The following is a 12,538-nucleotide window of genomic DNA, read 5'->3' as shown; positions in this document are numbered from 1 at the left end:
CAATGAAAAAATATATAATCCACGGATTAATAGCCTTATCATTATTGGCTTGTTCAAAAAAAGAGGAAGAAAAAACAGATAGGGCCCAAAAAGGCTTTGAACTCAGCAATACGATGCTGAATTCTATTTCTTTGGCAAAAGTTGAAAGAAAGAATATAGAAGATGAATATAGTTTTTACGGAAAAATCTCTGCCGATAAAAACAGCTATATAGATGTATATCCTCTGGTAGGAGGAAACGTGATGAGTGTAAATGTGGAACTTGGAGATTACGTGAAAAAGGGGCAGGTACTGGCTACCATCAGGAGTACGGAACTCGCCGAGATCCAGAAAGATGTAAGCGATGCCAAAACCGATTTGGTAGTTGCCAAAAACAACCTGCGTGTAGCAAAAGAATTATATGAAGGAAAACTGAATACGGAAAGAGATGTACTGGAAGCTAAAAGTCAGTTGCAGAAAGCACAGGATCAGCTGCAGAGAGCTACTGCGGTAAGTACCGTTTACAATGTAAAAACAGGAAATATTTATAGTGTTGTAGCACCAATCAGCGGATATATTGTTCAGAAAAATATCAATAAGGATATGCAGCTGAGAAGTGACAGGAGTGAAAATATTTTTGACGTAGCCAATACAACGAATGTATGGGCGATTATGAACGTTAATGAATCCGATATTGATAAAATCAGTCTTGGAATGAAAGCTCAGGTTTCTACACTTTCTTATCCGGATAAAGTATTTGACGGTAAAATCGACAAGATATTTAAAATTATTGATCCCCAAACGAATGCCATGCAGGCAAGAGTAGTGCTTGATAATGCAAACGGACTGTTGATTCCGGACAGTAAGGCTACGATAAAGGTGTCCAGTCTGGAAAGTAAGACGATGCTGACTGTACCTTCTAAGGCTGTGATTTTTGATGATAACAAAAGTTTTGTTGTTGTTTTTAAATCCAGAACGGATGTAAAAGTCAGAGAAGTGAAAGTTCTGAAACAGGTAGGTGATGTTACCTATATTTCGGATGGTTTAAAAGAAGGAGAGGAAATTATTACAAATAACCAACTGCTGATATACCGCTCTTTGAATAGCTAACACTTGTAATGATATCCAATCAATTCTTTCAACGGCTTTTTTAGGTCATCAATGTATTCATCATGAACAAATTCATAAAAAATATAATCGCTTTTTCACTGAAAAATAAAGCATTTACCTTTATCTGGGTTGCTATTCTGGCGATTTCCGGATTTATAAGTTTCAAAAACATGCCTATTGAAGCTTTTCCGGATGTTACCAATACCCAGATTGTTATTATTACCCAATGGAATGGACGTAGTGCAGAAGAAGTGGAACGCTTTGTTACCACCCCCATAGAGCTGGCTATGAGCCCGGTTCAGAAGAAAACCAGTGTGAGAAGCACTACAATGTTTGGGCTTTCCATTGTTAAAATTCTGTTTGATGATGGGGTGGATGATACTTTTGCCAGAAATCAGGTCAATAACCAGTTAAGAACCATAAGCCTTCCTGATGAGGTAGATCCGGAAGTACAGCCACCCTACGGGCCAACCGGGGAAATTTTCAGATATACGCTTGAAAGTAAAACAAAAGATTCACGTAAGCTGCTTACATTACAGAATTGGGTCATTGACCGGGCATTGAGAGGCGTGCCGGGAGTAGCTGATATAAACGTTTTCGGAGGACAGGATAAAGTATTTGAGCTTAGTATTGACCCTAGAGCATTGGATAAATATAACCTGACTCCGCTTCAGGTATATGATGCCGTTACCAAAAGTAACCTGAATGTAGGGGGAGATGTTATTGAGAAGAATGGGCAGGCTTATGTGGTAAGAGGGATCGGTTTGGTAAAATCGGTGGCGGATATTGGAAATATTACTATCCAGAATGATAGCGGAAACCCTGTTTTGGTAAAAAATGTAGCGGAAGTACACGAAAGCTCTATGCCTAGGGTAGGACAGGCAGCCCTGAACAATCACGATGATACGGTCGAAGGGATTGTGGTGATGAGAAAAGGCGAAAATCCGAGAGAAGTTCTGGTAGGAGTAAAAGCTAAAATTAAAGAGCTTAATGAAAAAATCCTTCCGAAAGATGTAAAAATGGTGACTTTTTACGATCGTGATAACCTGATGGATTTCACCACGCGCACCGTAATGCACAATTTAATTGAAGGAATTGTACTGGTAACCGTGATCGTTCTGATCTTTATGGCAGATTGGAGGACTACTTTGATCGTTTCCATTATCATTCCCTTATCCTTATTATTTGCTTTTTTATGTTTAAAACTGGCAGGAATGAGTGCCAATCTGCTTTCATTAGGAGCCGTAGACTTCGGAATTATCATTGACGGAGCCGTCGTCATGGTGGAAGGACTCTTTGTAATGCTTGACCATAAAGCTCATAAATATGGAATGGAAAAGTTTAATAAGCTGGCAAAAGGAGGATGGATCAAACAAACCGGTACAGGATTGGGAAAGGCTATCTTCTTTTCAAAATTAATCATTATCACTTCCTTAATTCCGATTTTCTCATTCCAGAAAGTAGAGGGAAAAATGTTTTCTCCTTTAGCTTTTACACTAGGATTTGCTTTAATGGGAGCGCTGATCTTTACATTAACACTTGTTCCCGTTCTTTCCCATATTCTTTTAAATAAAAATGTAAAAGAGAAAAACAATCCTTTTGTGAATTTTTGGGACAGGATCGTTTTAAAAGGATTCAACCTCACATTCAAACACAAGAAAATGAGTATGATTGTTGCAGTTTCATTTCTGGCAGTGACTTTATTTTCGGGTAAATTCTTAGGGACGGAATTCTTGCCACAGCTGAATGAAGGTTCCCTTTGGATAACTGCAGAAATGCCGATGAGTTCTTCATTAAAAGAATCTCTGAAAACAGCAAACTTACTAAAGAAAGATATCATGAGTTTCTCTGAAGTTACAGATGTTTTGGCACAAACGGGGAGAAGTAATGATGGAACAGATCCCAACGGGTTCGGGTTCGTACAGTTTGCGGTAAACCTTAAACCCAGGGAAGAATGGAAGCGGAAGATTACTTATGATGAATTGATTAACGAAATTGATAAAAAGCTGAGGAGCTACCAGGGGATTACATTCAATTATTCCCAGCCGATTTCAGATAATGTAGCAGAGGCAGTGGCAGGCTTTAAAGCAGAAAACGGAATCAAAATTTATGGAGACAACCTGGAAACCCTGGATAAGCTGGCTCATGAAGTTTTGACAAAAATAAAAGATGTACAGGGAGTTAAAGATCCGGGAATCATTAAAAATATTGGACAGCCGGAAGTAAGTGTGATACTTGATAGAGATAAAATGGCGGCTTACGGTGTCATGCCGGCGGATGCACAGGCTGTTTTGGAAATGGCGTTTGGAGGAAAAACAGCTTCTGAAATGTTTGATGGAGAACGGAAATTTCCTATTCGTCTCCGCTATTCCCAGGAGTACAGAACAGATGAGAAGGATATAGCTTCACTGATGGTACCTACGCAGGAGGGTACAAAAATTCCTTTAAAAGAAATTAGTAATATCGTTAAGGACAACGGTGCTGCCTTTATCTACAGGGATAATATTAAAAGATATATAGGGGTTAAATTTTCAATCCGCGACAGGGATCTGGGAAGTACTATTGCCGATGCCCAGAAGGAAGTGGAAACTATAGAGCTTCCGGATGGTTATTCTGTAGGCTGGACAGGACAGTTTGAAAACCAGCAGCGTGCTTCACACCGTTTAGCCCAGGTGGTTCCTGTAAGCCTTTTAATGATTTTCTTTCTGTTGTTTATTTTGTTCGGAAACATCAAAGACTCTCTGCTTGTATTGGCCAATGTACCTTTTGCACTGATTGGCGGTATCATTGCATTGCATGTTACGGGGATCAATTTTGGTATTTCGGCAGGAGTAGGAATGATTGCCCTTTTGGGGATTTGTATACAAAACGGGGTCATCCTTATCACAGAATTTCACCAGAATGTTAAAAACGGATTGGATATAGATACCGCTATATTGAATGGAGTAAAATCCAGAACGAGACCAGTCATCATGACGGCATTGATGGCCTCTATCGGATTGATGCCGGCGGCTTTGTCTACAGGGATCGGATCGGAATCTCAAAAGCCTCTGGCTATTGTCATTATCGGAGGACTTATCACCGCTACTGTATTGACATTACTTATTTTTCCGATTATTTTCTGGATTTTCAACAGGACAAAAAAGCTTCGTCAAGTTTGATTATCTTTCATTTTATATCATAACTGAGCCTGAAATAATCTGTATTTCAGGCTTTTTCATAAAAGGTTTTCAGAAAGTTTTTTTCAATCAGGAAAATTATGTAAATTTGCAGTCTCAATACGTTGAAATATAAGGTTTGCCCTTCATTGAATAAGAATATTGAAAGTTTTTTTAACAAAAAGTTTTTGGTATCTAAAAATTCATTATATTTGCACACCGAAAATTTGAAAAACAATAAATAAATAATTTTAAATCATGGCAAAGGAAACGTTTAATCGTAACAAACCACACTTGAACATTGGTACTATTGGTCACGTTGACCATGGTAAAACTACACTTACTGCAGCTATCAGTAGTGTATTAGCTAACAAAGGTCTTGCTGAGAAAAAAGACTTCTCTGCGATTGACTCTGCTCCAGAAGAAAAAGAAAGAGGTATCACTATTAATACAGCTCACATCGAGTACGAAACTGAAAACAGACACTATGCACACGTTGACTGTCCAGGTCACGCCGACTATGTTAAGAACATGGTAACTGGTGCTGCTCAGATGGATGGAGCTATCTTAGTATGTGCTGCAACTGATGGACCAATGCCTCAAACTAGAGAGCACATCCTTCTTTGCCGTCAGGTAAACGTACCAAGAATCGTTGTTTTCATGAACAAGGTTGATATGGTGGATGATGCTGAGCTTTTAGAGCTTGTTGAACTTGAACTTAGAGATTTATTATCTACTTACGAATATGACGGAGATAACTCTCCAGTAATCCAGGGATCTGCTCTTGGTGCTCTTAACGGAGACGAGAAGTGGGTTAAAACTGTAGAAGAATTAATGGATGCTGTTGATACTTGGATCGAGCAGCCGGTAAGAGATCAGGATAAGCCATTCTTGATGCCAATCGAAGACGTATTCTCTATTACAGGTAGAGGTACTGTAGCAACAGGTAGAATCGAGTCTGGTGTTATTAACACTGGTGATCCTGTTGATATCGTTGGTATGGGTGATGAAAAATTAACTTCTACTATTACAGGGGTTGAGATGTTCAGAAAAATCCTAGACAGAGGTGAAGCTGGTGATAACGTAGGTCTATTGTTGAGAGGTATTGAAAAAACTGACATCAAGAGAGGTATGGTTATCGCTAAGAAAGATTCTGTTAAACCACACAAAAAATTCAAAGCTGAGGTTTATATCCTTTCTAAAGAAGAAGGTGGACGTCACACTCCATTCCACAACAAATACCGTCCTCAGTTCTACGTAAGAACTACTGACGTTACAGGTGAGATCTTCTTACCAGAAGGTGTAGAAATGGTAATGCCTGGTGATAACTTAACAATCACTGTAGAATTGTTACAACCAATCGCTCTTAACGAAGGTCTTAGATTTGCGATCAGAGAAGGAGGTAGAACAGTTGGTGCTGGTCAGGTTACTGAAATCTTAGATTAATATCTTAAAATATAAAAAGCTTCCGTAAGGAACTTCTTTACGGAGCTTTTTAAACTACGGGCATCGTCCAATGGTAGGATACCGGTCTCCAAAACCGTTGATCAGGGTTCGAATCCTTGTGCCCGTGCAAATATAAATTATGAGTTCATTTGTCGATTTTTTAAAAGGTTCTTATAACGAATTTAGACACAAAGTAGAATGGCCAAAATGGGCTGATCTTCAGTCTTCCACAATCGTAGTGACTATTGCGACAGTGATTCTGGCATTATTTACATTTGGAGTTGATGAATTGTTTTCCAAAGCAATCAGCAACATAATAGGAATGCTAATCAACTTGTTCAATTAATAATTAAGTATTTTCCATAATGAGCGAATTGAAATGGTATGTGCTGAAAGCTATCAGCGGACAGGAAAATAAAGTGAAAAACTATATTGAGACAGAAATCAAACGTCTAGGGTTTGAGCAGTACGTTACTCAAGTGGTTATTCCTATGGAAAAGGTAATCCAAATTAGAAACGGTAAAAAAGTTCCTAAAGAAAGACCTTACTATCCTGGCTACCTGATGATTGAAGCTGACCTGATGGGAGAGATTCCTCACGTTATCAAGAATATTCCCGGAGTTATTTCTTTCTTAAGTTTAACAAAAGGAGGTGATCCTGTTCCTATGAGAAAGTCTGAAGTAAACAGAATGTTAGGAAGAATGGATGAACTTTCAGAATTTGCAAGTGATGTTGAAATTCCTTACATTGTAGGTGAGAACGTTAAAGTAATCGATGGACCTTTCAACGGATTCAACGGTACTGTTGAAAAGATTCTGGAAGATAAAAAGAAAATTGAAGTTTCTGTACTGATCTTCGGTAGAAAAACCCCAATGGAACTTAGTTACATGCAGGTAGAAAAAGTATAAGAATATTATAATAAATATATAAAACCGCTGTTAAGCGGTTTTTTTTTATTTCCATCATCTATACTATCCGAAAGAATCATGGATCAAGCGCAAAAATTGTGGTCTTATAATATTTAGATCTATTTAATTTTTAAAATTCACGTTTTGATTACTCTTTATTTTAAGTAAGCTGAGAAATGAAGCGAAGACTTTGCATGCGCTTAGCCAGCAGCTATGCTGCTTCTTTGCCTACTTGAAATAGAACATTATTTTTTTTAAACTTTGCGTGAAAAACGATCTCAATAATTTTGACGTTAATCAATAATAAACAGAATTTTTTACATTCAGACCCAATTTATTATGTCCCCAACTTTTGCTCCTGATCCAGAATCATGGATTGATTCCATTTTAATACTCAAGATTCTTTTTAATCTGAAATTTAGGAATTAGAAATAATTTGCTTATTTTTTATTGAAATAAATAAATATATTTTATTTCGTGGCATGCTTATTGCAAACTGTTAGCTAATTAATCCATAGAACTTTTCATATTTTATTCAGATACAGTGCAAAGCATATGTACATATGTTTGTGTGTCTGTTGTAAATATAAAAGCTATGGAGTAAGATGAGTTAGCCACATAAACACACAAAACAATGACGAAGATTATTTCGACAGTACTTCTTGCAAGTGCTGTATTTACTAATGCACAAGTTGGTATAAATACCAATACTCCTGAGAAGACCCTATCCGTAAATGGAACTATGAAAACATCCGGGATAGCTTTCAAAACTCCTTTGGAAAAGTTGGGAACTAATGAAAATTATACCTTCATCATTAAATCCCCGGCACCTGAAAACAAGATTACTGCTTATAATGATTCTTTTGTGCCTAATTCTCCGGCACCTATCAATCTTATTCAGTATAAAATTACCTGTGACCCCACAGATAAAGATTGGGTAAATCAGTTTGATACTAAAATAAACTCCAGCAAATTTCTGGTGGTAATCTCCTCATTTGGATTTACTCAACCGGTAAAAGCAGCTTCTCCGGACTGGCTAACGCCGGTACCACAGATTTTTGCCTATTCTTCAGGAGGGACATGGAAGCTAAAAGCAGATTACCAGGGGTTTGCACCCGATAGTTCTCTTCCAACAGGAGTATGGACACTTAATTTACTGGTTTATGACCGTGCCTATGCAAAGGAGTTTAATCCGACACAGGCAATGGGGACTTCAACAACCGGAACAGCTGCAGCTCCTTTGATTCAATAACATAAAAAAACATACTATAATGAGAAAAATAACCACATTCATCCTTGCGGTTGGTACTTTTCTAATTGCACAATCTCAAGTTGGCATTAATACTAAAACCCCGCAATCCACTCTGGATGTAGAAGGAGAAACTTTGGTGGAGTCTTACCTCATTGATACGGTAAATTCACCTGCAAGCGGAAATTATCTTCTGCTGACACGTTCTAAAGATACTACCCCTGTGGGGAAAGTAAAACTCCTGGACATTGCCCTTAGGAATGTAGCCCCGGTGAATTCATATAAAGTAGTTTTAACCAATGTTAAGCAGGATGAAGTAGTAAGCCTGAATACAGGATTAGAAACTAATAAATATGTAGTTGCTATTACCGGAGCTGTCTTTACCAATGCTGTTTCTGCAGCGAATATGTCGACTACCCCAAAATCCTATGGTGCTTATTCTACAGAAGTTACCCCGGTAACAAGCAATGGAAAAAGTTATCATGCTATTAATCTAAGTTTCAAAGGGGCAGGAACAGTTTCTTCAACAAATGGTACCTGGACTATCACCCTGAATGTTTTTGAAAGATCTCTGGTAAAAGACTGGGGAACATTCAATGGCTCTGTCACTGCAGCATCCGGTTATTCAGGAGTTTCAACCAATACTCCGCTAGGACTTCAATAAAACAACAATTATGAAAAGAAAAATTTATATAATCATCATAATGTGTCTGGGAATTTTCCTGAATGCACAAACGGGGAAAGTAGGGATCAATACTACAAACCCTACAGAAACACTTGATGTGAATGGTAATACACGTACCAATGCCCTGTATTTAAGAAATCCGGGGGAACCTACGATGACAGGGGGAAGCTTCCTGGCTACCTCCCAGAATTCTCTTCAGCTATATGACCCTGCATTGGAAAGCAGTGGCCTGTTTAACTATATTAAGCTTACGCTGACAGGAGTATCTGGTGCAGGAATCACTGATTTTGATACTAAAATTGATGCGAATAATTTTCTGGTTGTAGTACATAACTATGCTTTCAAGCTTAATGATGGTACTACAAGTGTAGCTTTGGATTTCGGAGATAACGGAGTAAATGATAACCAACAGGGCTCTCCGGATGTTACTGCATTTAAAAGTAACGGAACCTGGCATCTTAAAGCAGGATTTACCAATAACAGCAGGCTTATTGCCTTTACCTCTTCCAATCCTTCGAGAACATATAATAACTTTACCGTAGAATTTTACCTGATGGCTTACAAAAGACTCATCACTAAACAGAATTTTAGTGATATCAATACCAACTTAGGAGGAACTGATGGTTCCACACAAACTCTTACCAAGCCTTCAGGATTCTAAAGATTATTAATACCAAAAAGCCAAAGCCGACTCATGGAGCCGGCTTTTTGTTTTTATAGTCATTAAGTTTTTGATCTATTCATTATTGGATAAATGGAAGCGGTCGTTTTAATGGACTTAAAATGAGATTCAAGATCTTCCTTCAGAAAAAGAAATGGATGATTTTGAATAAATATTACTAAAAATCAACACTATCCGTTTGCTATTTCAAAAATATTTTATACTTTTGCAGTCCAAAAAGTAGGTTTATTATAGGTGAGTACGATAACCTGCTGAATAATAAATGCTTCCAAACTCATTAATTATTCAAATTTAAAAAACAAACAATGGCTAAAAAAGTCTTTAAAATGGTAAAGCTTCAGGTGAAAGGTGGCGCAGCTAACCCTTCTCCACCAGTAGGTCCAGCTTTGGGTTCTGCAGGTGTGAACATCATGGAGTTTTGTAAGCAATTTAACGGAAGAACCCAGGACAAGCCAGGTCAAGTTTTACCTGTAGTAATTACAGTATACGAAGACAAATCTTTTGAATTCGTTATTAAAACTCCGCCTGCAGCAATCCAATTAATGGATGCGGCTAAGATCAAAGGAGGATCCGGTGAACCAAACAGAAACAAAGTAGGTTCTGTAACTTGGGATCAGGTAAAGAAAATCGCTGAAGATAAAATGGCAGACCTTAACTGCTTTACAATGGACTCTGCTCTTTCTATGGTTGCAGGTACTGCTAGATCTATGGGATTAAGAGTAACAGGAACTAAACCAACTAACGCTTAAAACTTAGAGAAATGGCAAAATTAACAAAAAAGCAAAAGGAAGCTTTAAGCAAAGTAGAAAAAGGAAGAATCTATAACCTTGAAGAAGGTTCAGCTCTTGTAAAGGAAGTGAACACTGCAAAGTTTGATGCTTCTGTAGATATCGCAGTAAGATTAGGAGTAGACCCTAGAAAAGCAAACCAGATGGTAAGAGGTGTTGTATCTCTTCCTCACGGAACCGGTAAAGATGTTAAAGTATTAGCTCTTGTAACTCCGGATAAAGAAGCAGAAGCTAAAGCTGCTGGTGCTGACTATGTAGGTCTTGACGAATATTTACAAAAAATCAAAGATGGTTGGACAGATGTTGACGTTATCGTTACAATGCCAGCTGTAATGGGTAAACTAGGTCCATTAGGTAGAGTATTAGGTCCAAGAGGTTTAATGCCAAACCCTAAATCAGGAACTGTAACAATGGAAATTGGTAAAGCAGTAACTGAAGTAAAAGCAGGTAAAATTGATTTCAAAGTAGACAAGTATGGTATCATCCATGCGGGTATTGGTAAAGTATCTTTTGATGCTGCCAAAATCAAAGAAAATGCTCAGGAACTTATCCAGACATTGATCAAAATGAAACCGACTGCTGCTAAAGGAACTTATGTGAAGTCTATCTATTTGTCTTCTACAATGAGCCCGGGTATTGCAATCGATACTAAATCTGTTAACTAATATTAAATCCTTAAGACAATGACAAAAGACCAAAAAGTTGTAGCGATACAAGAGATCAAAGACTTGCTTCAGGATGCAAAAGTAGTATACGTAGCAGATCTAGAAGGATTGAACGCTGGTAAATCTTCAGATTTCAGAAGACAGGCTTTCAAACAAAATATCAAAGTAAAAGTGGTAAAAAATACACTTTTACAAAAAGCAATGGAGCAGATTGAAGGAGTAGATTACTCTGAAATGTTCCCATCTTTCAAAGGAAACACAGCGTTGATGATTGCTGATACAGCTAATGCTCCTGCGAAATTAATCCAGGGATTCAGAAAGAAAGAAGAGAAGCCGGCTTTAAAATCTGCTTTTGTTCAGGAAACTTTCTATATCGGTGACAACAATCTAGATATGTTGGCTAACATCAAGTCTAGAGAAGAAATGATCGGTGAAATCATCGGATTACTTCAGTCTCCAATCCAGAGAGTTGTTTCTGCTCTTCAAAACAAACCTGAAACAGTAGAAGCTAAAGCTGAAGAAGCTGCTCCTGCGGTAGAAGAAACTCCTGCTGCTGAAGCTCCGGAAGCTGCTGCAGATAGCACTGAGGAAACAAGTGCTGAATAATTACACTCAAAAAATTAAATAAATAATCAACAAAAACATTACAACAATGTCAGATTTAAAAAATTTAGCTGAAACGCTAGTAAACTTAACAGTAAAAGACGTAAACGAATTAGCTACTATCCTTAAGGATGAGTACGGAATTGAGCCAGCTGCTGCTGCAGTAGTTGTTGCAGGTGGAGGTGCAGGTGAAGCTGCTGAAGAAAAAACTGAATTCGACGTAATCCTTAAGTCTGCAGGTGCTTCTAAATTAGCTATCGTTAAATTGGTAAAAGATTTAACTGGTGCTGGTCTTAAAGAAGCTAAAGATATCGTAGACGGTGCTCCAGCTCCAATCAAGACTGGTGTATCTAAAGACGAAGCTGAAGCTCTTAAGAAGCAATTAGAAGAAGCTGGTGCTGAAGTAGAATTGAAATAATTCAATTATTCTTATAAATAAGGAGCCCGGGCAATTTGCCCGGGCTTTTTTTATGCCTATAATGATGCTTTTTTTAATAAGAGTATTCAAATATTTTTATATGGATTTGTGAAATATTTTATTATCATTGAGTTATTTATAATTTAAAACTTATTTAATTGAATTATATTATTTTTATTTAGTGTTTTATAATATTTTTTTAAATGAAATGTTGTTTTTATTGAAAAATTATTATATTTGCATTGAGAAAACACACAAATAAGTTGGATAGAAATTATTTTCTTTCTTATAGCCGTATCATAGCTCTTCTGCTGCTTTTGCCGGTTATAGGAAAACTAAACACTAAGGCTATATCAAACACAATGGACGGATTCCCGGAAGTATTGCATTGTACTGATATACATAACTACAATCTGCAAACACCTATGACAAAGAATTTTGTCATGCAGACTATTCATACAGATCCGGATTACAAAACTGGCGGGCTTTTTACAGGCATCAATTCTAAACGTGATATAAAGCTAAAACGCTTCCCGGTTGTAAATGATAATTTTTCTGTTTTATTTCAGAAAAATATCAATGAGATCCGAAACTGGCATGAACGGATGTATACATTATATCCTGAATCCCTGGCAGCTGTATTGCCATTACAGAGAACTCACAAATTTAATACGCCTTCCTCTACGTTGGTCGATGGTTTTCAATTCATTATTAAAATTCCCGACAAAATATTCAGTGCTTCTGAATAAGTACAATTTCTGAAAAACTCTGAACCTTACCAGAATAGCTGTCTTTTTCATTTAATAGTTAAGTGAAACAGCTAGAGGATTGTTATTACATAAAAAAAC

At 37.3% G+C, this 12,538-nt stretch carries 13 protein-coding genes and 1 tRNA gene; all 14 read left to right on the top strand.

Features of this window, described 5'->3' with window-relative positions; all coding sequences use genetic code 11:
* Positions 1 to 2: 2 nt before the first annotated feature.
* Positions 3 to 1,088, top strand: coding sequence for an efflux RND transporter periplasmic adaptor subunit (locus tag OK18_RS04975; RefSeq protein WP_053327298.1), 1,086 nt, complete (start codon positions 3 to 5; stop codon positions 1,086 to 1,088).
* Between the two features lie 62 nt (positions 1,089 to 1,150).
* On the top strand, positions 1,151 to 4,249 hold the full coding sequence (locus OK18_RS04970; protein WP_053327297.1) for an efflux RND transporter permease subunit: 3,099 nt from the start codon (positions 1,151 to 1,153) through the stop codon (positions 4,247 to 4,249).
* Between the two features lie 255 nt (positions 4,250 to 4,504).
* On the top strand, positions 4,505 to 5,692 hold the full coding sequence (gene tuf, locus OK18_RS04960) for an elongation factor Tu (RefSeq protein ID WP_002976407.1): 1,188 nt from the start codon (positions 4,505 to 4,507) through the stop codon (positions 5,690 to 5,692).
* A gap of 56 nt (positions 5,693 to 5,748) precedes the next feature.
* Positions 5,749 to 5,819, top strand: a tRNA-Trp gene (locus tag OK18_RS04955).
* A gap of 12 nt (positions 5,820 to 5,831) precedes the next feature.
* Positions 5,832 to 6,038, top strand: coding sequence for a preprotein translocase subunit SecE (secE, locus tag OK18_RS04950; protein ID WP_002976410.1), 207 nt, complete (start codon positions 5,832 to 5,834; stop codon positions 6,036 to 6,038).
* A 19-nt stretch (positions 6,039 to 6,057) separates the two neighbouring features.
* A complete protein-coding gene (gene nusG, locus OK18_RS04945) occupies positions 6,058 to 6,600 on the top strand; it encodes a transcription termination/antitermination protein NusG (protein WP_047435411.1) in 543 nt (180 codons plus the stop codon).
* 634 nt (positions 6,601 to 7,234) lie between these two features.
* The gene (locus OK18_RS04940) at positions 7,235 to 7,852 is read left to right on the top strand and encodes a hypothetical protein (protein WP_050022257.1); all 618 of its coding nucleotides are present in this window, start codon (positions 7,235 to 7,237) and stop codon (positions 7,850 to 7,852) included.
* Positions 7,853 to 7,871: 19 nt separating this feature from the next.
* A complete protein-coding gene (locus OK18_RS04935; protein ID WP_050022256.1) occupies positions 7,872 to 8,513 on the top strand; it encodes a hypothetical protein in 642 nt (213 codons plus the stop codon).
* A 10-nt stretch (positions 8,514 to 8,523) separates the two neighbouring features.
* Positions 8,524 to 9,195 (top strand): hypothetical protein, encoded by a 672-nt coding sequence (locus OK18_RS04930; RefSeq protein ID WP_053327296.1) that lies wholly within the window; start codon positions 8,524 to 8,526, stop codon positions 9,193 to 9,195.
* Between the two features lie 326 nt (positions 9,196 to 9,521).
* Positions 9,522 to 9,965 (top strand): 50S ribosomal protein L11, encoded by a 444-nt coding sequence (gene rplK / locus OK18_RS04925; protein ID WP_050022254.1) that lies wholly within the window; start codon positions 9,522 to 9,524, stop codon positions 9,963 to 9,965.
* Between the two features lie 11 nt (positions 9,966 to 9,976).
* The gene (gene rplA / locus OK18_RS04920) at positions 9,977 to 10,669 is read left to right on the top strand and encodes a 50S ribosomal protein L1 (RefSeq protein ID WP_050022253.1); all 693 of its coding nucleotides are present in this window, start codon (positions 9,977 to 9,979) and stop codon (positions 10,667 to 10,669) included.
* An 18-nt stretch (positions 10,670 to 10,687) separates the two neighbouring features.
* A complete protein-coding gene (gene rplJ, locus OK18_RS04915; protein WP_050022252.1) occupies positions 10,688 to 11,275 on the top strand; it encodes a 50S ribosomal protein L10 in 588 nt (195 codons plus the stop codon).
* Positions 11,276 to 11,321: 46 nt separating this feature from the next.
* Positions 11,322 to 11,690, top strand: coding sequence for a 50S ribosomal protein L7/L12 (gene rplL / locus OK18_RS04910; RefSeq protein WP_050022251.1), 369 nt, complete (start codon positions 11,322 to 11,324; stop codon positions 11,688 to 11,690).
* A gap of 425 nt (positions 11,691 to 12,115) precedes the next feature.
* Positions 12,116 to 12,439: a hypothetical protein gene (locus tag OK18_RS04905; protein WP_128572497.1), complete on the top strand. Its 324-nt coding sequence runs from the start codon at positions 12,116 to 12,118 to the stop codon at positions 12,437 to 12,439.
* The last annotated feature ends 99 nt before the right edge of the window (positions 12,440 to 12,538 follow it).

The sequence above is a fragment of the Chryseobacterium gallinarum genome, from assembly GCF_001021975.1.
Classification (GTDB): Bacteria; Bacteroidota; Bacteroidia; order Flavobacteriales; family Weeksellaceae; genus Chryseobacterium; species Chryseobacterium gallinarum.
The sequence above is the reverse complement of the archived record's forward strand: the minus strand, read 5'-3'. Positions and strand labels throughout refer to the sequence as shown.

What these genes read in the sequence shown, in the direction of transcription:
- OK18_RS04975 (WP_053327298.1), top strand. Translation starts at nt 3, where the DNA reads ATGAAAAAATATATAATCCACGGATTAATAGCCTTATCATTATTGGCT.
- OK18_RS04970 (WP_053327297.1), top strand. Translation starts at nt 1,151, where the DNA reads ATGAACAAATTCATAAAAAATATAATCGCTTTTTCACTGAAAAATAAA.
- tuf (WP_002976407.1), top strand. Translation starts at nt 4,505, where the DNA reads ATGGCAAAGGAAACGTTTAATCGTAACAAACCACACTTGAACATTGGT.
- secE (WP_002976410.1), top strand. Translation starts at nt 5,832, where the DNA reads ATGAGTTCATTTGTCGATTTTTTAAAAGGTTCTTATAACGAATTTAGA.
- nusG (WP_047435411.1), top strand. Translation starts at nt 6,058, where the DNA reads ATGAGCGAATTGAAATGGTATGTGCTGAAAGCTATCAGCGGACAGGAA.
- OK18_RS04940 (WP_050022257.1), top strand. Translation starts at nt 7,235, where the DNA reads ATGACGAAGATTATTTCGACAGTACTTCTTGCAAGTGCTGTATTTACT.
- OK18_RS04935 (WP_050022256.1), top strand. Translation starts at nt 7,872, where the DNA reads ATGAGAAAAATAACCACATTCATCCTTGCGGTTGGTACTTTTCTAATT.
- OK18_RS04930 (WP_053327296.1), top strand. Translation starts at nt 8,524, where the DNA reads ATGAAAAGAAAAATTTATATAATCATCATAATGTGTCTGGGAATTTTC.
- rplK (WP_050022254.1), top strand. Translation starts at nt 9,522, where the DNA reads ATGGCTAAAAAAGTCTTTAAAATGGTAAAGCTTCAGGTGAAAGGTGGC.
- rplA (WP_050022253.1), top strand. Translation starts at nt 9,977, where the DNA reads ATGGCAAAATTAACAAAAAAGCAAAAGGAAGCTTTAAGCAAAGTAGAA.
- rplJ (WP_050022252.1), top strand. Translation starts at nt 10,688, where the DNA reads ATGACAAAAGACCAAAAAGTTGTAGCGATACAAGAGATCAAAGACTTG.
- rplL (WP_050022251.1), top strand. Translation starts at nt 11,322, where the DNA reads ATGTCAGATTTAAAAAATTTAGCTGAAACGCTAGTAAACTTAACAGTA.
- OK18_RS04905 (WP_128572497.1), top strand. Translation starts at nt 12,116, where the DNA reads ATGACAAAGAATTTTGTCATGCAGACTATTCATACAGATCCGGATTAC.